At 73.0% G+C, this 23,537-nt stretch carries 18 protein-coding genes; 12 read left to right on the forward strand and 6 right to left on the reverse strand.

Features of this window, described 5'->3' with window-relative positions; genetic code table 11:
• Positions 1-42 precede the first annotated feature (42 nt).
• Complete coding sequence (locus MFF56_RS13825) at positions 43-786, forward strand: ABC transporter ATP-binding protein (RefSeq protein WP_156453453.1); 744 nt, start codon at positions 43-45, stop codon at positions 784-786.
• Positions 787-1,367: 581 nt separating this feature from the next.
• Here MFF56_RS13825 and MFF56_RS13830 read toward each other — a convergent pair.
• The 3 genes from MFF56_RS13830 to MFF56_RS13840 all read right to left on the reverse strand — a co-directional run bounded on the left by MFF56_RS13830 (position 1,368) and on the right by MFF56_RS13840 (position 6,368).
• Positions 1,368-3,356, reverse strand: a complete 1,989-nt coding sequence (locus MFF56_RS13830) for an aq_1923 C-terminal domain (protein WP_238230137.1) — start codon at positions 3,354-3,356, stop codon at positions 1,368-1,370.
• A gap of 265 nt (positions 3,357-3,621) precedes the next feature.
• Positions 3,622-4,035, reverse strand: coding sequence for a lanmodulin LanM (lanM, locus tag MFF56_RS13835; RefSeq protein WP_066921034.1), 414 nt, complete (start codon positions 4,033-4,035; stop codon positions 3,622-3,624).
• Positions 4,036-4,451: 416 nt separating this feature from the next.
• A complete protein-coding gene (locus MFF56_RS13840; protein WP_238230138.1) occupies positions 4,452-6,368 on the reverse strand; it encodes an outer membrane beta-barrel protein in 1,917 nt (638 codons plus the stop codon).
• A 232-nt stretch (positions 6,369-6,600) separates the two neighbouring features.
• Here MFF56_RS13840 and MFF56_RS13845 point away from each other — a divergent pair, with 232 nt between their 5' ends.
• Both MFF56_RS13845 and MFF56_RS13850 read left to right on the forward strand, forming a co-directional pair.
• Positions 6,601-7,809 (forward strand): alpha/beta hydrolase, encoded by a 1,209-nt coding sequence (locus MFF56_RS13845; protein WP_066927016.1) that lies wholly within the window; start codon positions 6,601-6,603, stop codon positions 7,807-7,809.
• 239 nt (positions 7,810-8,048) lie between these two features.
• Complete coding sequence (locus MFF56_RS13850; protein ID WP_238230139.1) at positions 8,049-10,325, forward strand: TonB-dependent siderophore receptor; 2,277 nt, start codon at positions 8,049-8,051, stop codon at positions 10,323-10,325.
• A 176-nt stretch (positions 10,326-10,501) separates the two neighbouring features.
• Here the strand turns inward: MFF56_RS13850 and MFF56_RS13855 are convergent, their stop codons facing one another.
• A complete protein-coding gene (locus tag MFF56_RS13855) occupies positions 10,502-12,133 on the reverse strand; it encodes an acyl-CoA synthetase (protein ID WP_066921857.1) in 1,632 nt (543 codons plus the stop codon).
• A gap of 97 nt (positions 12,134-12,230) precedes the next feature.
• Positions 12,231-12,791: a PAS domain-containing protein gene (locus MFF56_RS13860; protein ID WP_066921858.1), complete on the reverse strand. Its 561-nt coding sequence runs from the start codon at positions 12,789-12,791 to the stop codon at positions 12,231-12,233.
• Between the two features lie 365 nt (positions 12,792-13,156).
• On the opposite strand from MFF56_RS13860, the gene MFF56_RS13865 reads away from it, so the two are divergent.
• From MFF56_RS13865 to MFF56_RS13905, 9 genes are all read left to right on the forward strand, one after another.
• A complete protein-coding gene (locus MFF56_RS13865; protein WP_066921860.1) occupies positions 13,157-13,810 on the forward strand; it encodes a division plane positioning ATPase MipZ in 654 nt (217 codons plus the stop codon).
• Entirely contained in the window at positions 13,794-14,201 is a 408-nt protein-coding gene (locus MFF56_RS13870; RefSeq protein WP_066921862.1) for a ribbon-helix-helix domain-containing protein, read from the forward strand. Before MFF56_RS13865 ends, MFF56_RS13870 begins: the two co-directional genes overlap by 17 nt.
• A 198-nt stretch (positions 14,202-14,399) precedes the next feature.
• Positions 14,400-15,743: a septal ring lytic transglycosylase RlpA family protein gene (locus MFF56_RS13875; RefSeq protein ID WP_082773015.1), complete on the forward strand. Its 1,344-nt coding sequence runs from the start codon at positions 14,400-14,402 to the stop codon at positions 15,741-15,743.
• Positions 15,744-16,253: 510 nt separating this feature from the next.
• Complete coding sequence (locus tag MFF56_RS13880; protein ID WP_066924524.1) at positions 16,254-17,498, forward strand: D-alanyl-D-alanine carboxypeptidase family protein; 1,245 nt, start codon at positions 16,254-16,256, stop codon at positions 17,496-17,498.
• Between the two features lie 220 nt (positions 17,499-17,718).
• Positions 17,719-18,372, forward strand: a complete 654-nt coding sequence (gene tmk, locus MFF56_RS13885; protein ID WP_238230140.1) for a dTMP kinase — start codon at positions 17,719-17,721, stop codon at positions 18,370-18,372.
• Positions 18,362-19,420 carry a DNA polymerase III subunit delta' gene (locus tag MFF56_RS13890; RefSeq protein ID WP_066918377.1) on the forward strand — a complete coding sequence of 353 codons (1,059 nt, stop codon included), beginning with the start codon at positions 18,362-18,364 and terminating at the stop codon, positions 19,418-19,420. Before tmk ends, MFF56_RS13890 begins: the two co-directional genes overlap by 11 nt.
• 36 nt (positions 19,421-19,456) lie before the next feature.
• On the forward strand, positions 19,457-21,016 hold the full coding sequence (metG, locus tag MFF56_RS13895) for a methionine--tRNA ligase (protein ID WP_238230141.1): 1,560 nt from the start codon (positions 19,457-19,459) through the stop codon (positions 21,014-21,016).
• A gap of 192 nt (positions 21,017-21,208) precedes the next feature.
• On the forward strand, positions 21,209-22,003 hold the full coding sequence (locus MFF56_RS13900) for a TatD family hydrolase (RefSeq protein ID WP_066927205.1): 795 nt from the start codon (positions 21,209-21,211) through the stop codon (positions 22,001-22,003).
• 43 nt (positions 22,004-22,046) lie between these two features.
• The gene (locus MFF56_RS13905) at positions 22,047-22,871 is read left to right on the forward strand and encodes an MBL fold metallo-hydrolase (RefSeq protein ID WP_066927207.1); all 825 of its coding nucleotides are present in this window, start codon (positions 22,047-22,049) and stop codon (positions 22,869-22,871) included.
• Positions 22,872-23,288: 417 nt separating this feature from the next.
• Here the strand turns inward: MFF56_RS13905 and MFF56_RS13910 are convergent.
• Positions 23,289-23,537, reverse strand: a 249-nt coding sequence (locus tag MFF56_RS13910) for a hypothetical protein (protein WP_238230142.1), incomplete at its 5' end; no start/stop codon positions are given.

Here is a 23,537-nt window from a genome sequence, read left to right on the forward strand (position 1 = left end):
ATGTCCGCCGGAGGCGATAGGATGTCCGCCGGAGGCGATGGGATGTCCGCCGGGGCGCCGATCCTCCGGGTCGCGATCGACCGCAAGGTCTACCACGCGGGCTCGCCCGAGCCCGTCGAGGCGGTGCGCGGGCTCGCCTTCACGGTGGGGCAGGGCGAGATCGTCTGCCTGATCGGTCCCTCGGGGGCGGGCAAGTCGACCACCTTGCGCATCCTGCTCGGGCTCGACGGCGACTACGAGGGCCGGATCGAGCCGGATCCGCGCGGGGCCGAGACCGCGCCCGGCATGGTGTTCCAGGAACCGCGGCTGCTGCCCTGGCGCACGGTCGAGCAGAACGTGCGCCTCGCCATGCCGCGGGGCCGGCGCGGGCGCGACCTCGACGCCTTGTTCGAGCATCTCGGGCTCGCGCCCTGGCGCGCCCGCTACCCGGGCGCGCTCTCGCTCGGCATGCAGCGGCGGGTGGCGCTCGCCCGGGCGCTCGCCGACGACCCGCGCCTGCTCGTGCTCGACGAGCCCTTCGTCTCGCTGGACGACGCGGCGGCGGCGAGCCTGCGGGGCCTCGTGGTGGACACCGTCGATCGCCTCGGCATGAGCGTGCTGATGGTCACCCACAACGTCGCCGAGGCGATCGCGGTCGCCGACCGGCTGCTCCTGCTCTCGCCCCGCCCGGCGAGCCTCGTGGCCGAGGTGCGCCTCGACCGGCCGCGGGCCGCGCGCGACCGCGCCTGGGCGGACGCGACCCGGCGGGATCTGGCCGAGCGCCACCCGGGCGTGATCGCGGAGTGATACGATCTCCGGTTGATCGGTTCGGCCGCGTGCGGTGAACCGCGCCGTGCTCCCTCTCCCACAGGGAGAGGGTTGGGGTGAGGGGTATGACGCTTCAGAACAGCGCTCGGCATCGACGCGCGTTCAGGGTGAGCCTCATCCAGAAGCCTCATACCCCTCACCCGGCTTTCTGCGAAAGCAGACCTCTCCCTATGGGGAGGGCGATCGCACATGCCGAGCGAGCCTAGCCCCGGTCAGGCGTGGGTCCCCTCTCCCATAGGGAGAGGGACAGGGTGAGGGGTATGAGGCGTCCGAACAGGGCTCGATCTGAACGCGCGTCGATGGCGTGCTCAGATCTGAAAGGTCATACCCCTCACCCCAACCCTCTCCCTATGGGAGAGGGGGCGCGGCGCGGTTCCAGTGGCGATCGAGGAGACGACCCCCGCCATATGCGATCGCCCTGCCCTATGGGAGAGGGGACCCGCGCTTCGTTCCGAGACGATGCGTTGAACCGAACCCATCAACCGGAAATGGTATGAGGCGGGAGGTGTCTCCGCGCTCTCCCTTCCCTGCAGCTGGAGAGTGAGGGCGGAGGCGGCCGCCTACTCCGCCTTGGCCTCGACCTCGACCCGGTCGAGGATCGCGGCGGGCGAGCGGGCGAGGGCGAAGTCGGCGAAGCCGAGGCCGGCGGCGTCGCGCGCCCGGGCCTTCAGGACGAGCCGGCCGGGCTTCTGCACGAACTGGCCCATCGCGGTCCCGATCGCCCGCGCGCCCGCCGAGCCGCCCAGGATGATCGGCACGCCGAACTGGCTCGCGCTGACGTATTCCTGGCGCAGCTCCTCGGGCTTGAGGCTCAGCGCCCGGGACTGGGTCGCGATGAAGCGCTCGAACAGGCCGGTATTCTCCACCGTGAGGTCGAGCGTCTTGGCGCTCGCGGTGAACATCAGGAGCTCGGAGGCCGGCATCCCGGAAGCGAAGATCTCGGGGCCGATGCCGCCCACCGTGCCGGTGAGCCGAACGGCCCCCATGTCGCGGCCCGACAGGGCGACCTCGCGCAGGCTCACCTCGCGCCGCCCCTCGTCCCAGGCGAGGTCGGCCACGAGGTCGAGGTCGAGGTCGCGGTAGCCGTAGCCCGGCAGCGCGCCGATGACCGGCGCGCCGGCGACCGTGGCGGCCGGCATCACGAGGCCCGACAGGCTGAGGCGCCCGGCGGTCGGCACGCCGTCCTTCAGCGGGCCGAAGCTCAGCGCCGCGTCGCGCAGGGCCACATGGGTGGCCGGCTGGGTCGCGACCGGCTGAGGCGGTACCGGCCTGGGCGCCGCCTGCGGCGCGGCCTTGGCGTCCGGCTTGGCATCGGCCTTGGCATCGGCCTTGGCGTCGGCCTTGGCGTCGGCCTTGGCACCGGGCTTCGGCGCGGCGAGCGGGTCGGCCGTCGGCGGCGCCGCCTCGCCCGGAAGGTCGAGGCTCAGCTCCTTCAGGGTGAGGGCGCCGAGCGCGGGGATCATGCGGCGCGCGTCGTCCGCGTCGTCCGGGGTGGCCGGGTCGGCGAGGCGGCGCAGGGTCGCCAGGGTCGGCGCCAGCGAGATCCCGGTGAGCGCCAGCCGCCCGAGCCGGGCCCGGGTCGGCCCCTGCGTGAAGGCGAGGCCGTCGAGGCTCAAGCCCGCCTCGGGGCCGGTCGCGTAGGTGAGGCGCTCCGCCTCGATCAGCAGGGCGCCGCCGGGCCCGGTCTCGCTGAGCGAGAGGCCGCGGGCCTCGAGCGCGCCGACCGAGACCGCCTCGATCAGGTCGGCGCCGGCGCCCGCGAGCTTCGCCCGCTCCGCCGCGGGCAGCGCGTCGGCCTCGGCCTCGAGGCGGCCGAGCCCCACCGCGAGGGCGTCCAGCGCGCCCCCGAACCCGCCCGGGATCTGGCGCCCGCCGAGGTCGCGCCCTTGGAGCTCGGCGATCCGCATCGTGGTGCCGCTCGGGTCGGTGTAGACCACGTCCGCCACCTGGATGCCCGCGTAGACGCGCTGGACCGCGCCCCGGCCGTCGCCGGGCACGCCGTAGAGGCGGGTGAGGGCGACGAGATCGACGTCGCTCGCCCGGATCTGGCCGTAGGTGCCCGAGCCCGTCTCGGCCCCCCCGGAGACGCTGACCGCCGCGCCCGCCGCGGTCAGCTCCGCGATGCGGCCGGCCCGCACGTCGCGGGCGGTGACCTCGCGGTAGGTGACCGTCTGGCGCAAGGGGCCGGGGCCGGGATGCTCGGAGACGAGGACCGGGATCGTGATGCTGGCCGCCTCCAGCCGGGCGAGGCGGGCCGGCCAGGTGTCGGCGGCGCCGGGGCGCAGCAGGGCGGCGAGCTCGTCCTTGGACAGGCGCGTGCCGCTCACCGTCACCCGGGGCGCGCGGAACGCGGCGCCGCCGAGCGGCAGGACCACGTCCGTCAGGGTGACGTCCTGCACCGCCGAGGCCGCCTCCTGCGCGGCGAGGGGCAGGGGTGACAGGCCGAGCGGGAGGCCGGGCGGCAGGCCGAGCGGGAGGGCGAGGGCGCAGGCGAGGCTGCCCGCGCGTGCCGCCCGCGCGGAGCGGGCGCGGCCCTTCGGATGGCTCATGGTGGTGTCCGGATCGCCGACGGCTTGTCTGGATGGGCTTGCGGGCCGGGCAGGGTTTCCGGCCGGGCACCATCCGTGCCGCACTTCGCTCCCGCAGGCAATCAGTGTGCGGCGCCGCACGGCGGGTCGGCCGCCACCTGTCGTGCGGGCGCAACGGACGGCGCGCCCGCCGGACGCCCGAACGAGGAAGGGCCGCCCCTGGCGGGACGGCCCTCTCGGTCAGGATGCCGTGGCGGGCGACCCGCCACGGATCCGTGACGTGCCCTTACTTGATCAGCGCGAGCAGCGCCTTGCCGGCCTTGGAGTTCAGCTCCTTGGCGTCGAGCGTGCCGTCGTTGTCCGGGTCGGCGGCCTGGAAGCGCTCGGCCACGGCCGCGAGGTACTCCTTCTTGTCCAGCGTGCCGTCGCTGTCCGGGTCCGCCTGGCGGAGGCCGGCCTTGCCGAGGCGGCCCTTCAGCTCCTTGGCGTCGAGGGTGCCGTCGGCGTCCTTCTCGAGCCGGTCGAAGGTGGCCGAGGCCACGGCCTGGACCTCCTTGAGATCAACGGTGGCGTCGTTGTCGGTGTCGATCATCTTGACGGCGGCGGCGCCGTTCGTGGGCTTGGCGAAGGCGACCGGGGCGGCGACCGACGAGACCGCGAAGGCGAGGGCGGCGAAAGCGCTGGAAACACGAAGGCTCATTGCCAGTTTCTCCCAAAAAAGATTGCCCGATTCACCTAGATCAAGGCAGTGCGGTGCACAAGAGGCTTGAGGGGGCGGGCGGGCTGCCGCGCCGCGATTTTCGCGCGACCGCGTCCCGGCGGCGCGGATCGAACCGCGAAACGCAGGTGATCCGGCCCGTCCGGTCGGTACTCGGCCGGAACCGGGCGGCCCGACGCAGAAGCGCTCGTCGCGGCGGTGGAGGCGGTCGTCGCGGGGCCGGCCGTACGCGTCGCGGCGGGCGCCTTCGCGGCCGATGTCGCGCGCGCGCTCTGGCGTTTTCCCGTGATCCGGGCGCATGCGACGCGAAGCGCGCGTTCTCGCGCTCGGGGGGCAACCCGGCGCGGCGGGGATCGTTCCGCGAAGACTGATGTCCTTCCCGGCCCGGATGCGGGATCTCAGGGATTCACGCGCAGGCCGAGCAGGAAGGTGTTGCCGCGGAAGCTGACATTGGCCACCGTGCTGTCGATCTGCTGGTAGAGATAGGTGCCGCGTAAGGTAAGCCAGCGGGTGAAGCGGTAATCGACCCGGGCCGTGGCCGAGAAGCCGGTCTCGCGCGTCGTGGTGCCCTGGTAGCTGTTCTGCAGGACGGCGGCGCCGAGCACGATCGAGAGGTTGCGGAACAGGTCGTGCTGCACCTCGACCGTCGCGGTCTCGGTGATCGCGCCGCTCGAGCCCCGCAGGGTCGTCTCGCTGACCGCGCTCTGGGCGCCGAGCCGCACGGCGGTGAGCGGGCTGAGCTGCCAGGTGAGCGCGGCACTGAGGAGCGGGGCGTCGATGTCGGCGAGCGCCGGGTCCGGATAGGTCCGGTGCTGCAGGCCGCCGGAGATCTCCCCGCTCAGGGCGGGCCCGAGCGCGAAGGCCGCGCCCGCCGTCAGCGCCACGCCGGTCGAGTCGCGGCGCAGCCCGGTCGCGTCGCGGGCGCTGTCGTAGACGCGGGAATCGGCGAGCACGTCGACGAAGGGGGTGAGGGCGGGCGAGACCTCGTAGGCGGTGCGCAGGCGCAGGCCGTACTGGTTCAGGTTGCGGTCGCTCTGGACCAGGGTGGTGCCGTCGCTGAGCCGGGCATCCTCGAAGGTGCTGCGGTCGAAGAGCCCGCGCAGCGAGACCGAGAGCCGGTTGAAGCGCTGGGTGGCGCCGAGCGAGGCGCCGTAGGACGCGATGAGCGGGCGGGTCGTGGCGTTGGTGGCCTGGAGGTCGATGCTGCCGACGCGCTGGGTGTCGACGAGGAAGCGCCCCTCCGCGTCGAGGCGCAGGTCCCGGCTCGCGTCCACGCCGAGGCGCACCGCGCCGGTGGCGCTGGGGCGGCTCGCGGACTCGTTCTGCGGATATTCGAGATAGGCGCCGCGCAGGTCGCCCGAGAGCTCGGCCGCCGACCAGTCGCTGCGGAAGCCGAGCTCGGCCTCGCTGCGCAGGGCGACCGAGCCCCGGGCGGCGGCGCCCGCGGCCTGGTTCGGGTTGGTGTCGTAGCCGAGGCTCTGGGTGAAGGCCGGCAGCAGCGTGAGGCCGCCGAGCCTGAGCCCGAGCGGGGCGTAGGCCTCGTCCACCTGGAGCGGCGGGCGCAGGCCGTTGGCGAGCAGCAGGCCGGGCGTCACGAGGCCGAGGATCGGGGCCGGGATGGTGGCGGGGATCGTGGCCGGCAGCGGCACGCCGCTCACCGCGCTGCGCACCACCGGCGTCAGCCGGTCCGCCGCCGTGGGCAGCTGCGTGGTCTCGCGAATGGGCCGGCGGGTGGCCGAGCCGCTGCGGCGGGCGGGCGCGGCACGGTTGCGCAGGAGGTCCGCGAGCGCGCGCTCGCTCGCGCCGATGCTCCCGGGGCGCGGGGTCGGGCGGCTGCCGAAGGCGGGGGCGAGGCCGGAATCGAGGCCGGAGCCGAGGCCCGCGCCGGACCCGGGACCAGGCGCGGCGCCCGATCCGCCGGCCTGCGCGCCGCCGGGGCTGGGCGCCCCCGCCGCCGGGCGCCGGTCGATCGACCGGAGGCCGGGATTCGGGCCGCCCGAGGCTTGCCCGAGCGTGGACCGGAGGGCGGGCCGTAGGCCGCGCAGACCCGGTCCGCCGAGGATTCCGTCCGCATCCGCGTCCGCCGCGGGATCGGCAGGGGCGGGGTCGGACTGGGCGGGGTCGGCCGGGGCGGTCTCCGCGGTCGAGCCGCGCAGCTGCGCCCGCGCCGGCCACGCGCCCGACAGCGCGGTCACCAGGGCGGCCGGCGGGACCAGCGGGCCGGCGCCGAGCAGCGCGAGCAGCAGGGCCGGCCCCCGGGCACGGCGCGGACCCGGCGCGCGCGCCTCCGCCCTGCCGCCGCTGCGCCCGCTCACCGCCACCCGTCTCGGCCCCCGCTCGCACACGCCCCGCCTGCGCGGTCGCCGGCGCCCGGAGGCGCGGCACCGCCCGCATGGTTAAGAAACGGTACCGGCGCAGGGTTAACGACCGGTCAATGCGCGGCACCGGGCCCGGTCGGATACGAAAACGACCGTTGTCCGCCTGTGCGAGACTGGTTCGCCGCACGGTTTCCCGTGATAAGGCGGCCGTGGCAGCGGGGGAGGGGACATGACGGTGAGGAGAGGCGCGGTGCCGCCGGCACGGCAGCGCCCGGGACCGTTCGCGAGACTGTCCCTGGTCGTCCGGGCCGGAGGCCTCGGGCTCGCCCTGGCGGCGGGCGCGGCGCGGGGCGAGGAGGCGCCGCGGACGTCGGCCGCCACGGTCACCGGCTACTTCTACATCGGCGGGCGCTACCAGCGGGTCGAGGACAAGACCCTGATGGTCGGGCAGATGTTCGTCCAGTCGCGCCGCCCGGCCCAGGTCACGCAGCCCTATCCGGTGGTGATGGTGCACGGCGCCGCGCAGACGGGGGTGAACTTCCTGGGCACGCCGGACGGGCGGCCGGGCTGGGCCCAGCGCTTCGTCGATCACGGTTTCCAGGTCTACGTGGTGGACCAGGTCGGGCGCGGGCGCTCGGGCACCAACCCGGAGGTCTACGGGCCCTACACCCGCCTCTCCGCCCGCGCGCTCGAGGAGACCTACACCGCCCAGGAGGTCTACGACCTGTTCCCGCAGGCGAAGCTCCACACCCAGTGGCCGGGCGGGGCGGGCGTGCCGGGCAACCCGGCCTTCGACCAGTTCATGGCGAGCCAGGTGCCCTACCTCGCCAACACCCAGCAGACCGAGGAGCTGATGGCCCCGGCGCTGACCGCCCTCGTCGAGAAGGTCGGCCCCGCGATCCTCCTCACCCACGGGCAGGGCGGGCTGTTCGGCTGGGCGGTCTCGGACGCGCGCCCCGACCTCGTGAAGGCGCACGTGGCGATCGAGCCGAACGGGCCGCCCTTCTTCGACGTGCGCTACCGCGGCGGCAAGGAGTTCTGGGAGCGCACCGGCGAGGGCCGCGCCCGCGCCTACGGCCTCACCCGCATCCCCTTGAGCTTCCAGCCGCCGGTGAACGCGCCCGAGGATCTCACCGTGATCCAGGCCAAGGCGCCCGCGGCGGAGGGACGCATCCGCTGCTGGCTCCAGGGCGAACCCGCCCGCAAGCTGCCGAACCTCGCCCGCGTGGCCACCGTGATCGTGACGGCCGAGGCCTCCTTCCGGGCGCCCGTCGACGATTGCACGGCCGCCTTCCTGGCCCAGGCCGGGGCGAAGCCCGAATCCCTGCGCCTCGCCGAGGCGGGCCTGCGCGGCAACGGCCACATGATGATGCTGGAGAAGAACAGCGATCCGGTCGCCGACGCGCTGGTCGCCTGGATCGCCGGCCGGGTGCGCTGAGGGGACCCACCGGGGCGATCCATCCCGCGTGTGATCCCTGGCGCGTGCCATCATGGATTGTGACCGCCCGGCCACAGGACCCGGCAATCCATGGCGCACAGCCTTGTGCGGGCCGGGGTTCGGCCGTAGGCCTGTTCGGGAAAGCTCAATCCTTTCACGAACTTAGCATCATTCTAAAGAGCCAGGCCGTACGGTCCCGGGCGATCCGGGGCGCGCTGTCGGCTGTCCGGGATCCGCTCATGTCGCCGCTTGCGCCCGCCCCGAAGCGTCTTCGTCCGTTGCGCGTCCTCGCGCTGTCGGGCGCCTCGCTCCTCGTCCTCACGGCCACGGCCGCGGCCCAGCAGGCGACGCCGCCGCGCCGCGGCACCGCGAACCCGCCGGCCGAGGCCAGCGTGCAGCTCAGCGAGATCAGCGTCGAGACGCAGGGCAACGGCGGGGGGACCGTCGCCGGAGGGGGCGCCGGAGTCGGCGCGGCGGCCCGCGCCGTCGAGAGCCCGACCGGCCCGGTGAACGGCTTCGTGGCGACCCGCTCGGCCACCGCCACCAAGACCAACACCCCGCTGATCGAGACGCCGCAATCGATCACGGTGGTCGGCCGCGAGCAGATCGACGTCCAGAAGGCCCAGACCCTGACCCAGGCGACGCAGTACGCGGCCGGCATCTACTCGGGCACCTTCGGCGCCGACTCGCGCCTCGACTTCTTCACCCTGCGCGGCTTCGTGGCGAGCGATTACGGCCTCTACCGCGACGGCCTGCAGCAGCTGAACTACGGCTTCGCCTATTTCCGCACCGAGACCTTCGGCCTGGAGCGCATCGAGGTGCTGCGCGGCCCCGCCGCCGTTCTGTTCGGCGCCGGCACCCCGGGCGGCCTCGTCAATCAGGTCAGCAAGCGGCCCCCGCTCGACCCGCTGCGCTACGTCGAGGTCGGCGGCGGCGCCTTCGGGCAGGGCGGCTTCGGCTACGCCGCCTTCGACCTCGGCGGACCGTCCGACGCCGACGGGCACTGGTTCTATCGCCTGACCGGCTTCGGCCGCACCGGCGGCAACCAGGTCGAGGGCGCGCCGGAGGATCGCGTCTACATCGCGCCGGCCTTCACCTATAAGCCGGACGGGGCGACGAAGATCACCTTCCTGTCGAGCTTCCAGCACGACAACGCCGCGGTGACGGCGAACTTCCTGCCCTATTCCGGCACGGTCCGCCCGAACGCCTCGGGCCTGCGCATCCCGCGCTCGCTCAACGTCGGCGATATCGGCCTCAACACCTTCAGCCGCAATCAGGCGCTCGTGGGCTACGAGTTCGAGCACGCCTTCGACGAGACTTGGACCTTCCGGCAGAACCTGCGCTACTCGTTCCTCGAGAGCTTCCAGAACTCGTATGTCGGCCAGCTCGGCTACAGCGACGCGGCCGAGACCCGGCTCGCCCGCTACCAGTTCCGTGACAGCGCCCGGGCGAACCTGTTCCAGGTCGACAACCAGGCCGAGGCGCGCTTCTTCGACGGGTTCTTCCGGCACGACCTGCTGCTCGGGCTCGACTACAAGAACTACCGCCTGAGCGACAACCAGGCCTCGACCTTCCCGGGACCGGACATCAGCATCCTGGCACCCGTCTACGGCCTGCGGGTCGCCGCACCGCTCCCCTACCTGATCAACGGGAACTCGTTCGAGCAGCTCGGCCTCTACGCGCAGGACCAGATCAAGCTCACCGACCGCTTGAGCCTCGTGCTCGGCCTGCGCCAGGATTTCGCCGACAACCGCATCGGCAACAAGCTCAACCCCTCGGCCAGCGGCGGGCGCAGCGACAACGCGCTCACCTACCGCACGGCGCTGATCTACAATTTCGATTTCGGGCTCGCACCCTACATGAGCTACTCGACCTCGTTCCAGCCGCAGATCGGCACCGCCCTGAGCGGCGCGGGCTTCCGCCCCGAGACCGGCGACCAGATCGAGGGCGGCGTGAAGTTCGAGCCGCCGGGGCAGGGCTACTTCCTGACGCTCGCGGGCTTCGACATCAACCGGCAGGGCACGCTGGTGCCCGATCCCGCCAACGTCTTCTTCCAGCTCCAGTCCGGCGCGCAGCGCTCCACCGGCTTCGAGGCGCAGCTCAACGTCAGCCTCGCCGAGGGGCTCAACGCGGTCGCGTCCTTCACCACCTACGACCTCGTCACCACGAAGGACGCGGATCCGGCCCGCGTCGGCCGCACGCCGGTCAACATCCCCGAGACCTTCGCCTCGGCCTTCTTCGACTACACGATCCCCGTGGGCGCGTGGCGCGGCTTCGGCTTCGGCGGCGGCGTGCGCTACGTCGGCAGCTCGTTCGCCGACGTGCCCAACACGCTCCGGGTCTCGGACTTCGTGCTGTTCGACGCGCAGGTGCACTACAACTTCGAGAACTGGCGCATCGCGGTGAACGCCACGAACCTCGCCGACCGGCGCTACGTCTCGTCCTGCCAGTCGGCCCTGTCCTGCTTCTACGGCGACGCCCGCCGCGTCACCGCGAGCCTGAGCTACAAGTGGTGAGGGCCTGAGCCTCAGGTCCCGGGATCCCCAAGGGCCAAGGCCCTTGGGCGGGGTCCGGGGCGCGCAGCCCCGGGATTGGCTCCTGCGACCCGGCAAGGCCGGGTCGCAGGAGCCAAATGCAGGGCTCTGCCCTGCACCCGCCAAAGGTCTCGACCTTTGGAAACCGGGACCGGCGCTCAGCCCTCCCGGGCGCGCGCGCGCAGGATGAACTTCTGCACCTTGCCGGTGGAGGTCTTCGGCAGCTCGCCGAAGACGATGTGGCGGGGCAGCTTGTAGGGGGCGAGGTGCTCGCGGCACCACGCGATCAGCGCCTCCGCCTCGGCCTCCGCGCCGGGCTTCAGCTCCACGAAGGCGCAAGGGCTCTCGCCCCATTTCGGGTCGGGCCGCGCCACCACGGCGGCGGCCGCCACCGCCGGGTGCTTGAACAGGGCGTCCTCCACCTCGATCGACGAGATGTTCTCGCCCCCCGAGATGATGATGTCCTTCGAGCGGTCCTTCAGCTGGATGTAGCCGTCGGGGTGGCGCACCCCGAGGTCGCCCGTGCGGAACCAGCCGCCCCGGAAGGCGGCCTCGGTCGCGGCCGGGTTCTTCAGGTAGCCGCGCATCACCACGTTGCCGCGCATCATCACCTCGCCGAGCGTGGCGCCGTCGGCCGGCACCGGCGCCATCGTCTCGGGATCGCGCACGTCGAGCCCTTCGAGCACCGGGTAGCGCACGCCCTGGCGCGCCTTCTTGGCCGCCTGCTCGGGGCCGCTGAGCGCGTCCCAGTCCGCGTGCCAGGCGTTGACCACCGCCGGCCCGTAGCTCTCGGTCAGCCCGTAGAGATGCGTGACGTCGAAGCCCGCCTCCCGCATGCCGGCGAGCACCGCCTCGGGCGGGGGCGCGGCCGCCGTGAAGAAGGCGACCCGGCGGGGCAGGGGGCGCCGCTCCGCTTCCGGCGCGTTGATCAGGAGCTGCATCACGATCGGCGCGCCGCACAGATGCGTAACCCCGTGCTCGGCCATCAGCGCGTACATCTGCGCCGCCCGCACCTGCCGCAGGCAGACATGGGTGCCCGCCACCACCGAGAGCGTCCAGGGAAAGCACCAGCCGTTGCAGTGGAACATCGGCAGGGTCCAGAGATAGACCGGGTGCTGGCCGAGGTTGCAGGTGACCACGTTGCCGAGCGCCAGCAGCGCCGCGCCGCGGTGGTGGTAGACCACGCCCTTCGGGTCGCCCGTGGTGCCGGACGTGTAGTTCAGGCTGATCGCGTCCCACTCGTCCTCAGGCGACACCCCCTCGTGCTCCGGGTCGCCCTCCGCCAGGAAGGCCTCGTACTCGGTCTCGCCCAGGCGCTCGCCCGGCCCGTCGTACTCAGGGTCGTCGTAGTCGATCACCAGGGGCGGGGCGTCGAGCCGGGCCAGCGCCGGGGCGATCGTGCGGGCGAATTCCCGGTCGGTGACCAGCACCTTCGCCTCGCCGTGGCCGAGGCAGAAGGCGATCGCCGCCGCGTCGAGGCGGGTGTTGAGGGTGTTGAGCACCGCCCCCGTCATCGGCACGCCGTAGTGGCACTCAACCATCGCGGGCGTGTTGGCGAGCATCACCGCCACGGTGTCGCCGCGCCCGATCCCCCGGGCGGCCAGCGCTCCGGCGAGGCGGCGGCAGCGGGCGTAGAGCTCGGCGTAGGAGCGCCGCAGGGGCCCGTGGATCACCGCGACCTGGTCCGGGAAGGTGCGGGCCGCCCGCTCGAGATAGCCCAGCGGGGTCAGCGGCTGGTGGTTGGCCGGAACCCGGTCGAGGTCGCGGTCGTAGATGCTGTCGCGGCGCATGGCCCTCCCTCCGGGCTCGTCGCACGGCATCCGGGCGGCCCTCGGCCACGACACTATCCCGGACGCGGCGCCGATCAATCCGCCGGTCGCGGGGCCTTCAGTGCCGCGGCCGGCTGGCCGGATCGCGCAGGTGCCGGGCGAGCTCGAAGCCGATCTCCAGCATCAGCCCCTCGATCCGGGCGGTGAGGTCGGGCCGGCGCAGGGCCTCGGAGAGGTTGCGCAGGGCGATGGCGTGCTCGGCCATGCGGTTGACGGTCCGCTCGGCCTGATGCTGGCCGGCCGCCGCGGTCTCGGTGAGATCGAGCGCGATGCCCCGGCCCGGTCCGACCCGGCCCGCCGCGTCGCGCTCGATCCGCCCGCGCATCAGCAGCCGCCGCCCGCCCGCGCGGAACTCCGCCTCCAGCGGCCCGCCGGCCTCGCCGACCGCGTGCAGGTAGCTCTCGATGCGGGTGCGGTCCTCCGGGTGGGTCCGGTCGAGGAAGTCGGCGAGCGGCAGGCCCGTCGCCGCGACCGCGGGGTCGAGGCCGAGCAGCGTGGCCAGCGGCGCCGAGAGCATGAGGGTGCCGGCCCAGTGATCGTGGGTCCAGCTTCCCACGATGCCGGCCGCGTCGAGCATCGCCTGCGGGATCGGGGGATCGTCCGCGCCGGGATCTGCCATGGATCTCCTCTGCCGCATCCGCCTTCATAAACCTGAGGTTAACAGAACGGGGGTGCCGCCCGGAGTCGGATAAACTTAGAGCAATCAGATCAACGAGAAAAGGTCGCCCCGCGGGATCCGCGTGAATCTTAACCTGAGGTTATGAAAATCGACCTGACGGCCGCCTGCCGGAGCCGGCCGCCGCCGGGCGTGGGGCCGTGCGCGGATGCGGCCTTAACCTCCCTTTAACCATACTCCGCGCTTTCTGCCGAACGGAGCATCCTTGGGTCACAGGACACCTTGGTCACGGCAGGCCGCGCGCGAGCGACGCGGCGCCCCCGAGGATGCCGGAGCCGCCGCGCGGGCGGCGCACGGGGGCTGCCGGCATGAAAGCGATCACGTTCGTCACCCAGAAGGGCGGGAGCGGCAAGAGCACGCTCTGCATCTCGCTCGCGGTCGCCGCGCAGGAGGCCGGCCACACGGTCTGCATCCTGGAGATGGACCGGCAGGCCACCGTCTCGGACTGGCTCGACCACCGCACGGCCCCGGGCCCCGAGGTGGCCCAGATCGACGCCACCCAGATCGAGGCCGTGATGGAGCGGCTGGCCGAATCGGCCTACGACTTCGTCTTCATCGACACGCCCGGCGTCGATTCGCCCGGCACGCTCTCGGCGATCCGGGCGGCGGACCTCTGCATCATCCCGTGCCGGCCGACGCCCGCGGACCTGCGCGCCTTCAAGCCGACGCTCGCCGCCGTCTACCGGCTGGAGAAGCGCTTCGCCTTCGTGCTCAACCAGACCCCGCCGCGCTCCTACCGCATCCGCGACGCGGCGGACGGGCTCGCGGTGCTGGGCATCCTGCCCGACGTCAACATCGTGGCCCGCACGGACCACCAGGACGCGATCGGCCTCGGCCAGGGCGTCACCGAGTTCAACCCGAAGGGCCAGGCCGCCGACGAGGTGCGCCGGCTCTGGACTTGGATCGAGCGGCGCGCCCAGGCCGGCACGCGCGGCAGGATGAAGCATGTCGAAGCCGCCTAAGCTCAGCCTCGCGGCGATCGTCGCCTCGGCGACGCCGGCGAAGTCGTCTCGGAGGGCGTCCCCGAAGGCGAAGGCCGCCGCCAGGACGGCCGAGGGCGGCGCCGACATCGTGCGCCTCGACCTGCCCCAGAACCTGCCCCAGCACCTGCCCCGGAACCTGCCCCAGCACCTGCCTTCAGACCCGTCCCCGCGCCGCGCCGCCGCCACCCTGAAGGAGCGGGCGCGGCAGATGTCGGTCTACCTGGAGCCGCCGGTCTACGACCAGCTCCGCGACCTCGCGCATGCCGAGCGCACCAAGATGCATGCCCTGATGCTCGAGGGCCTCGACCTGCTCTTCCGCCAGCGCGGCGCGCGCTCGATCGCGCAGCTCACGGAGCCGGAGGAGGGCTGAAGGCCCGGCTGAGTCCGGCTGAGACCGGGCCGGGGCCGGGCCCCCTGAACGGCCGTCGGCGGCGCCGTTCAGGCTTCCTTTACGGCGTTCGGCCAAATCTCGCCCTGTCCGGTGCCGGCCCGCCTCGCGGCCCGCCGGACCGGGAGCCGGCGTATCGGGCTCCCGCGTGGCGTATCGGGAGTTGGCCGAGTGGGTGGCATGGCGCGCAAGACTCTCGCGGAGACGCTCTCGCGGGTGGCGGCACCGGACCGCCCGCGCGGCACCGCCCTCCGGACGATATCCGTGCGCCTCGCCGCCGTCTCCGCGGTGGCGCTGCTCGCGGCCAATTGCAGCACCAATCCCCAGAAGCTCGCCGCCGGCCCGGGTGCCGGCAACGGCATCGACCCGAAATACGGGGTCCGGGCGAGCCCGCGCCTCTACAACGAGGGCGACGTGATCCCGAAGGGCGGCGGACGCCGCTTCTCGGGCAAGCCCTACGTGGTGGCCGGCCGCACCTACGTGCCGCGCGAGGACGCGCGCGGCTACGTCCGCGAGGGCATGGCCTCGTGGTACGGCGCGGCCTTCCACGGCCGCCAGACCGCCAACGGCGAGGTGTTCGACCGCCACGCGGTCGTGGCCGCCCACCCGACCCTGCCGCTGCCGAGCTACGCCCGCGTCACCAACACCACCAACGGCCGCTCGATGGTGGTGCGCGTCAACGACCGCGGCCCCTACCACGCCGACCGAGTGATGGACGTGTCCGAGGAGGTCGCCCAGGCGCTGGAATTCCACCGCAAGGGCACCACCCACGTGCGGGTCGAGTATATCGGCAAGGCCTCGGTCGCCGGCAGCGACGACCGCAAGCTGATGGCGACGCTGCGCACCGACGGCCGCCCGGCCGGCCTGCGCGGCGGCTCCGTGATGCTCGCCGACCTCGGCCCCTCGGAGGAGCCGGAGGCGCTGGCCCGCGATCTGGCGAAACCCGCGCGCGCGCCGCTCGCCTTCAAGCCCGCGCCCGAGCGGGAGGCGGAGGAGCCCCGCCCCGCCGCGCGGCCCGCGCCGGTCCTCGTCGCCCGCGCCTCGGTCGGCGTGCCGCCCGCGCTCCAGCCGACCGCGCCGCGCGGGGCCGCCTTCAGGCCGGTCGCGGTGGCCGGGCTGAACCCCGCCCTCGACGCCCGGCCCGCGGGCAAGGAGCACCCGAAGGGCGAGGCGAGGGGACAGGCGAAGGCCCAGCCCAGTGCCCGGCTCGCGGCGGCGGAACCCGCCCTGCGCGGCGCCGCGATGGTGGCACCGGCCAAGGCCGGCGCGAAGGCGCCTGCCACCGCATCCGCCGCCGCATCCCCTGCGAAGCCCGCCGCGGCCCGCCTCGCGGCCGCGCCCGTCAAGGCCCAGACCGGGGCGCCCCACGCATCCAAACCCGCGGCGGCCGTGGCCCAGGCGGCCAAGTCTTCTCCGGCGCCCGCCAAGCCCTCCGCGGTCGCCGCCAAGGCAGCGGCCGTCCCCGCCAAGGCGCAGGTCGCCGGCAAGCCCCACCGCGGCGACCGGGTGGCGGCGATCTACTGACGCGGCTCAGGTCAAACGCTCCGCTGTACGCGGATCCCTCCCCGGGTGCGGGCAGGGCGATCGCATATGGCGGGGGTCGTCTCCGAGATCGCCACTGGAACCGCGCCGCGCCCCCTCTCCCATAGGGAGAGGGTTGGGGTGAGGGGTATGACCTTTCAGATCTGAGCACCCCATCGACGCGCGTTCAGGCCCTCGCCTCATTCGGGAACGTCATACCCCTCACCCGGCTTTCTGCGAAAGCAGACCTCTCCCTATGGGAGAGGGGACCCGCGCCTGACCGGGGCTAGGCTCGCTCGGCATATGCGATCGCCCTGCCTCTGCGGGGGAGGGAGAGCGTGGTGGGGCCCCACGCGTGTGCGATCTGGATGGCGCGCAGGGAAGGGAAGCTCCCACCCAAGCGATTTCCCGTTCGATCCGCGTTGAAACCGCGATATGGTCACGCTTGTTATCGATGGGGGCGTGATCCATGCCCGGGGCGGGCGTGCCCCGGCCGGCGCGCGGGAGACGGTGATGCGCACTTCCCTCTGGACGATCCTGGCGCGTGCCTGCCTGGCGGCGGCCTGCGCGCTGGCGCCGGCCCCCGCCGCACGGGCCCAAAGCTTCCAGACCGCGGCCCAGCACGCGATCCTGGTCGATGTCGATTCCGGCTCGACCCTGTTCGAGAAGGCCGCCGACGAGCCCTTCGCGCCGGCCAGCATGGCCAAGCTCCTGACCGCCGACATCGTGTTCGAGGCCCTGAAGAGCGGCCGCTACACGATGGACACCGAGTTCACCGTCACCGAGGACGCGTGGCGCCGGGGCGGGGCCGGGGGGGGCGGCTCCTCGATGTTCGCGCAGGTCAACAGCCGCATCAAGCTCTCCGACCTCCTGCGCGGCCTGATCGTGCAGTCGGGCAACGACGCGGCGATCACCATCGCGGAGAACATGGCCGGCTCGGAGGCGGCCTTCGCCAACCTGATGAACCAGCGCGCGAAGGAGATCGGGCTCACCCGCTCGAACTTCCGCAACGCCACCGGCTACTCGGCCCCCGACCAGCGCGTCACCGCGCGCGACATGGCCAAGCTCGCGCTGCACATCATCGAGACCTACCCGGAATACTACAAGATCTACGCCGAGCGCGAGTTCACCTGGAACAAGATCAAGCAGCAGAACCGCAACCCGCTTCTCACGCTCGACATCGGCGCCGACGGGCTGAAGACCGGCTACCTCGAGGAATCGGGCTACGCGCTGACGGCCTCCGCCGTGCAGAACGGCCAGCGCCTGATCCTGGTCGTGTCGGGCCTGAAGACCGCGCGCGACCGCGCCGCCGAGAGCCGCAAGCTGATGGAGTGGGGTTTCCGCGCCTTCGAGCCGCGCCAGGTCTTCGCGCCCGGCGAGACGGTGGCGGAGGCCTCGGTCTACGGCGGCGAGCGCGGCGCGGTGCCGCTGGTGGCCAAGAAGCCCGTGCGGGTGCTGATGCCGCGGGGCTCCGCCGACCGGGTCACGGCCCGGGTGGTCTACCAGGGCCCGCTCACCGCCCCCGTCGAGGCGGGCAGCGAGGTCGGGCGGCTCCGGGTGATGCGCGGCGACGTGGTCGCCCTCGACCAACCCGTCTACGCGGGCGAGGCGGTCGGCACCGGCACCCTGTCGCAGCGGGCGATGGACGGCGCGCTCGAATTCGGCACCGACCTGATGCGCCGCGCCTTCGACAAGGCCGCCGGCAAGGGGGAGACCAAGGGCGAGGCGACGGTCGAGAAGGCGGCCAACCCGTCGTGAGTTTTTTGGGACCAACGCAACCGCGCTCTCCCTCCCCCCTCTGCGGGGGAGGGTACCCTGCGAAGCAGGGGGGGAGAGGGGAACCCGGCTTCCGGTGGAGGCGCAGCCTTCATGCAGGGCGGCGCCCCATCCGGCACTGTCGCACCCCTCACCCGACCCGGCCTGACGGCCGGGCCACCCTCCCCCGCAGAGGGGGGAGGGAGAACGCGCGGGCCTGTCGATGACCCCCGGCGCGTTCATCACCTTCGAGGGTGGGGAGGGGGCCGGCAAGTCGACCCAGGTCGAGCGCCTCGCCCGCCGTCTGCGGGCGGCCCGCACCGTCGTGGTCACCCGCGAGCCCGGCGGCACGCCGCGCGCCGAGGAGATCCGCGCCGCCCTGCTCGAGGGCCGGGCGCGCGAGCACGGCCCCTTCGCCGAGGCGCTGCTGTTCTCCGCCGCCCGCCTCGACCATCTCGACCGGCTGATCCGCCCGGCGCTCGCCCGCGGCGAGGTGGTGCTGTGCGACCGCTTCATGGATTCCACCCGTGCCTACCAGGGCGCCGCGGGCGGCCTGCCAGCCGGCACCGTCGCGGCGCTGGAGCGGGTCGTCGTCGGCCGCACCCGACCCGACCTCACCCTGATCCTCGACCTCGATCCGGAGCAGGGTCTCGCCCGGGCCCGCGCCCGGGCCAGCACCGCCGACCGCTTCGAGGCCGAGACCGTCGAGTTCCACCGCCGCCTGCGCGACGCCTTCCGGGCGATCGCCGCGGCCGAGCCGGAGCGCTGCGCCGTGATCGATGCGGGCCAGGAGCCCGATGCCGTCGAGGCCGCGATCCGCTCGGTCGTCGCGGCGCGCCTGCCGGCCTTGCGCGGGGAGGGCCTCGATGCCGCCTGAGCGCGCGCCCGACGACGCCGAGGCGGGCGATCTCGCGGGCCTGCCCCGCCCGCGCGAGCACACCCGCCTCGTCGGCCACGCGGCGGCCGAGGCCGCCTTCGCCCAGGCCCACGCGGCGGGTCGGCTGCACCACGCCTGGCTGATCGCCGGCCCGCCCGGCATCGGCAAGGCGACGCTGGCCTACCGGGTGGCGCGGCGCCTGCTCGCCGACCCGGCGGGCTTCACCGACGTGCCGGCCGAGCACCCGACCGCCCGCAAGGTCGCGGCGCTCTCGCACCCGAATCTCGTGGCGCTCCGCCGCCACCGGGCGCCCGGCGCCAAGACCCTGCCGACCCGGATCCCCGTCGATGCGGTGCGCCGCGCCCTCGATCTCTTCGGCTCGACCGCCGGCACCGAGGGCTGGCGGATCTGCCTCGTGGACAGCGCCGAGGATCTCAACGCCAACAGCGCCAACGCCCTCCTGAAGATGCTGGAGGAGCCGCCGCCCCGCGCCCTGTTCCTGATCGTCGCGCACGCGCCGGGCCGGCTCCTGCCGACGATCCGCTCGCGCTGCCGCATGCTGACGCTCCGCCCGCTCGCCGAGGCCGAGGTGGCGGAGGTGGTCGCGGGCTTCCCCCCGCCCTTCGGCGCGCCAGACGCCGAGACGCTCGCCCGCGCCGCCGCTCTCTCCGAGGGCTCGGTCGCCCGCGCGGTGGCGATGCTCGATCCGGCCCGGGCCGGCATCGTCGCCGAGACCGAGACGCTGCTCGCCCGGCTCGACCATCCGGACTGGCGCCGCATCCTGGCGCTCGCGGAGAAGCTCGCGGGCCGCGAGGCCGAGCCCCTGTTCGAGGCGGCCTGCGAGACCGTCTCGCGCTTCGTCTCGGCCGAGCTCGACGCCCGCCGCCACGAGTCCCCGAGCCGCCTTGCGGCCCTGGTCGAGGTGTGTGACAAGTTCGCCCGCGCCGCCCGGGAGGCCGCGATCTACAATCTCGATCGCCGCCCCGTCGTCCTCGCGCTGTTCACCGATCTCGCGGGCACCATCTCCGCGGGCACGGCCCGCGCCTGACCGGCCCGGCACGCCCGCAGCGGGAACGGACCTGACGTGACGGACAGCAAGACCTTCAGCATCTCGACGGCGATCTCCTACCCGAACGGCGCGCCGCATATCGGCCACGCCTACGAGGTGATCGCCACCGACGCCATCGCGCGCTTCAAGCGCCTCGACGGCTACGACGTGCTGTTCTCCACCGGCACCGACGAGCACGGGCTGAAGATCCAGCAGGCCGCGACGCGGGCCGGCGTCAGCCCGCGCCAGTACGTCGAGGGCACCGCCGCCCCGTTCCGCGCCATGGCCGACCGGCTCGACTGCGCCTACGACCGCTTCATCCGCACCACCGAGCCCGAGCACTACGCCGCCGCCCAGGAGCTGTGGCGCCGCATGGAAGCCAACGGCGACATCTACCTCGCCAAGTATGCCGGCTGGTACTCGGTCCGCGACGAGGCCTACTACGACGAGGCCGAGACGGTGCTGCAGGCCGACGGCAGCCGCCGCTCGGCCAAGACCGACACGCCCGTCGAGTGGATGGAGGAGGAGAACTTCCTCTTCCGCCTCTCGGCCTACCAGGACCGGCTCCTGACGCTCTACGCCGAGCGGCCCGACTTCCTCGGGCCCGACACCCGCATGAACGAGGTGGCGAGCTTCGTGCGCGGCGGCCTCAACGACCTCTCGATCAGCCGCACCACCTTCGACTGGGGCGTGCCGGTGCCGGGCCATCCGGGCCACGTCATGTACGTCTGGGTCGATGCTCTGACGAACTACCTCACGGTCACAGGCTTCCCGAACGAGGCCGATCCGCGCAAAAAATACTGGCCGATGGACCTGCACGTCATCGGCAAGGACATCGTGCGCTTCCACGCGGTGTACTGGCCGGCCTTCCTGATGTCGGCCGGGCTGCCGCTGCCCAAACGCGTCTTCGGCCACGGCTTCCTGCTCTCGCGGGGCGAGAAGATGTCGAAGTCGCTCGGCAACGTGGTCGACCCGCTCGACCTCGCCGAGACCTACGGGGTCGATCCGGTGCGCTACTTCGTGCTGCGCGAGGTGCCCTTCGGCGGCGACGGCAACTACAGCCACGACGGCATCATCAACCGCATCAACGCGGACCTCGCCAACGATCTCGGCAACCTCGCGCAGCGCTCGCTCTCGATGGTGGCCAAGAACTGCGAAGCCGCGGTGCCCGAGCCCGGCGCCCTCACGGAGGCCGACCGCGCCCTGCTCGACGCCGCAGGCGCGCTCCCCGAGAAGGCCCGCGCCGCCATGGACGTGCCGGCGCCCCACACGGCGCTCGCCGAGATCTGGGCCGTGGTGGCGGAGGCCAACCGCTACTTCGCGGGCGAGGAGCCGTGGAAGCTCCGCAAGAGCGACCCGGCCCGGATGAACACGGTGCTGTACGTGACGCTGGAGACGCTGCGCCGTGTCGGCCTGCTGGTCCAGCCCTTCGTGCCCTCCGCGGCGGCGAGGCTCCTCGACCTGCTCGCCGTGCCGGCCGACCGGCGGATGCTCAAGGATGTGGGGGAGGGCGGTGATCTCGTCCCCGGCACGCCCCTGCCCGCGCCCGCCCCGATCTTCCCGCGCTTCGAGAAGCCGGAAGCGCCCGCCGCCTGAGCCGCGGAAGTCATGGTTTCGAAAGGTCAAGACCTTTCGCGGGTGCAGGGCAGAGCCCTGCATTTGGTCTCCCCGTCCCGGCTCTGCCGGGTCGAGGAGACCAATCCCGGGGCTGCGCGCCCCGGACCCCGCCAAAGGGTCACGACCCTTTGGGATCCCAGGACTCTGAGTCACCGTTCACGATAGCGACCCATGCTGATCGACAGCCACTGCCATCTCGACTTCCCCGAATTCGCCGCCGACCTGCCCGGCGTGATCGCCCGCGCCGCGGCGGCGGGCGTCGGGCGGATGCTCACCATCTCGACCCGCGTCGCCAAGGCCGACACCTACCGGGCGATTGCCGAGGCGCACCGGCAAGTCTGGTTCACGGTCGGCACCCACCCGCACGGCGCGGCCGAGGAGCCCGACGTGGCGCCGGAGACCATCGCGGGGCTGGCCGCGCACCCCCGCTGCGTCGGCATCGGCGAGGCGGGGCTCGACTACCACTATGCCGACGCGGCGCCGGAGGCCGTGCAGGAGCGGGTGCTGCGCGCCCATATCGAGGCCGCCCGCCTCGCCGACCTGCCGCTCGTCATCCACGCCCGCGACGCCGACGACCACATGGAGCGGGTGCTCGCCGACGAGATGGCGCAAAGACCCTTCCGGGCGGTGCTGCACTGCTTCTCCTCCGGGGCGCGGCTGGCCGTGGCCGGGGTGGAACTCGGCCTGTTCGTATCGTTCTCCGGCATCGTCACCTTCCGGCGCTCGCACGAATTGCGCGATATCGCGAAGGCCGTCCCCCTCGACCGGATCCTCGTCGAGACCGACGCGCCCTTCCTCGCGCCCGAGCCGCACCGCGGTCGCACCAACGAGCCGGCCTACACGGCCGACACCGCCCGATCGCTTGCCGCGACCCTCGGCCTGGAGCCCGACGACTTCGCCCGCCGCACCACGGAAAACTTCTTCCACCTGTTCGCGAAGGCGCGCCGGACGGAGGCCGGGGCGTGACAGGCGCCGCCCCCCTCGGATACCACCTCCGAGGGAGGTCCGAATGGCGTCGCTGACCCTGCGTATCCTCGGCTGCGGCTCGTCCGGCGGCGTGCCGCGCGTCGGCTACGGCTGGGGCGCCTGCGATCCGGCCGACCCGCGCAACCGGCGCCGCCGCTGCTCGATCCTGGCCGAGCGCCGGGAGGCGGGGGGCACCACCCGGGTCTTGGTCGATACCTCGCCGGACCTGCGCGAGCAGCTCCTCGACGCCGAGGTCCGGCGGCTCGACGCGGTGCTGTTCACCCACGCGCACGCCGACCACACCCACGGCATCGACGACCTGCGCCCGCTGGTGATCCAGATGCGGGCGCGCATCCCGGTCTACGCCGACGCGATCACCCGGGCGCTGCTCACCGCGCGCTTCGGCTACTGCTTCGAGACGCCGCCCGGCAGCGCCTACCCGCCGATCCTCGACCTGCGCCCGCTCGACGAGCGCGTGCGCCCGCTCGACGAGCGGGCCGAGACGGCGATCGCGGGGGAGGGGGGACGGCTTGCCGCCGAGGCCCTGCCGGTGGAGCACGGCAACGAGGCGGCGCTCGGCTTCCGCTTCGGCCCGGCCGCCTACATGCCCGATGTCAGCCTGATCCCCGAGCCGGTCGAGGCGCGGCTGCGCGGGCTCGACCTGCTGATCATCGACGCCCTGCGGGAGACCCCGCACCCGACGCACTACTCGGTCACGGACGCCCTCGCGTTGATCGAGCGGGTGCGCCCGCGCCGGGCCGTGCTCACGAACCTGCACACGGATCTCGACTACCGGACGCTCGCGGCCCGCCTACCCGCCGGCGTGGTGCCGGCCCATGACGGCCTGAGCCTCGACGTCGATCTCTGATCGGGCGCGTTCGATTCGCCGAATCCGGCCCATGCCGGAGGACGCCTGTCACGCGGCCGTCGCGGATTTTTGCCAGCCTCCGCGATTTGGGTGTTGACGACGGCGGGGCGGACCCGTATATCCCTGTCCATCGGCGCCGGCCGCGAGAGCGACCCGGGCGCCGACGCTTCTTCCGACAGTTCAGGCAGACGATCTGGCGCGAGCCGGGTGGTCCGCTGTCTTGTCGGCTGAAGGTGTCTGCTCCGAGGATCCGGCCGCTTCGGCGGCCACGAGAGGCGGGGTTGACAGGGGATCCGGCGGGCTCTAAACGCCCTCCACCGCTGAGACGGACCTCTCCTAAGGGCAGGTCGGTAGCACGGTTCCTCCAGGCAGGCAAGCGGGTTTCGGGTGGACAGCCCGGCGCGCTCGACTGCCGGATCAGGTTTCTCCGGGGTTCGCCCCGGATCCAGGTGCCGCCTCCGGGTGCGTCCTGGCGCTCTTTGACAAGTTGATCTGAGAAAGAGAAGCGTGGGCGGCGTCGTCCTTGCGGTCTCGGGTTTGTGTCGGCCTTGTGCCGGTGCGGATCTGGGATGTGAGATGAGACGCTGGTTCCAAAGCTTCTTTAGGAGCTCCGGATTGCTGGAAACGGCGATCTGATGTGCTTCTGTCGATGATTTGTGATTGGTG

It is taken from the genome of Methylobacterium hispanicum (assembly GCF_022179285.1).
Lineage (GTDB): Bacteria > Pseudomonadota > Alphaproteobacteria > Rhizobiales > Beijerinckiaceae > Methylobacterium > Methylobacterium hispanicum.

What these genes read in the sequence shown, in the direction of transcription:
- MFF56_RS13825 (WP_156453453.1), top strand. Translation starts at nt 43, where the DNA reads ATGTCCGCCGGGGCGCCGATCCTCCGGGTCGCGATCGACCGCAAGGTC.
- MFF56_RS13830 (WP_238230137.1), bottom strand. Translation starts at nt 3,356, where the DNA reads ATGAGCCATCCGAAGGGCCGCGCCCGCTCCGCGCGGGCGGCACGCGCG.
- lanM (WP_066921034.1), bottom strand. Translation starts at nt 4,035, where the DNA reads ATGAGCCTTCGTGTTTCCAGCGCTTTCGCCGCCCTCGCCTTCGCGGTC.
- MFF56_RS13845 (WP_066927016.1), top strand. Translation starts at nt 6,601, where the DNA reads ATGACGGTGAGGAGAGGCGCGGTGCCGCCGGCACGGCAGCGCCCGGGA.
- MFF56_RS13850 (WP_238230139.1), top strand. Translation starts at nt 8,049, where the DNA reads ATGTCGCCGCTTGCGCCCGCCCCGAAGCGTCTTCGTCCGTTGCGCGTC.
- MFF56_RS13855 (WP_066921857.1), bottom strand. Translation starts at nt 12,133, where the DNA reads ATGCGCCGCGACAGCATCTACGACCGCGACCTCGACCGGGTTCCGGCC.
- MFF56_RS13860 (WP_066921858.1), bottom strand. Translation starts at nt 12,791, where the DNA reads ATGGCAGATCCCGGCGCGGACGATCCCCCGATCCCGCAGGCGATGCTC.
- MFF56_RS13865 (WP_066921860.1), top strand. Translation starts at nt 13,157, where the DNA reads ATGAAAGCGATCACGTTCGTCACCCAGAAGGGCGGGAGCGGCAAGAGC.
- MFF56_RS13870 (WP_066921862.1), top strand. Translation starts at nt 13,794, where the DNA reads ATGTCGAAGCCGCCTAAGCTCAGCCTCGCGGCGATCGTCGCCTCGGCG.
- MFF56_RS13875 (WP_082773015.1), top strand. Translation starts at nt 14,400, where the DNA reads ATGGCGCGCAAGACTCTCGCGGAGACGCTCTCGCGGGTGGCGGCACCG.
- MFF56_RS13880 (WP_066924524.1), top strand. Translation starts at nt 16,254, where the DNA reads ATGCGCACTTCCCTCTGGACGATCCTGGCGCGTGCCTGCCTGGCGGCG.
- tmk (WP_238230140.1), top strand. Translation starts at nt 17,719, where the DNA reads ATGACCCCCGGCGCGTTCATCACCTTCGAGGGTGGGGAGGGGGCCGGC.
- MFF56_RS13890 (WP_066918377.1), top strand. Translation starts at nt 18,362, where the DNA reads ATGCCGCCTGAGCGCGCGCCCGACGACGCCGAGGCGGGCGATCTCGCG.
- MFF56_RS13900 (WP_066927205.1), top strand. Translation starts at nt 21,209, where the DNA reads ATGCTGATCGACAGCCACTGCCATCTCGACTTCCCCGAATTCGCCGCC.
- MFF56_RS13905 (WP_066927207.1), top strand. Translation starts at nt 22,047, where the DNA reads ATGGCGTCGCTGACCCTGCGTATCCTCGGCTGCGGCTCGTCCGGCGGC.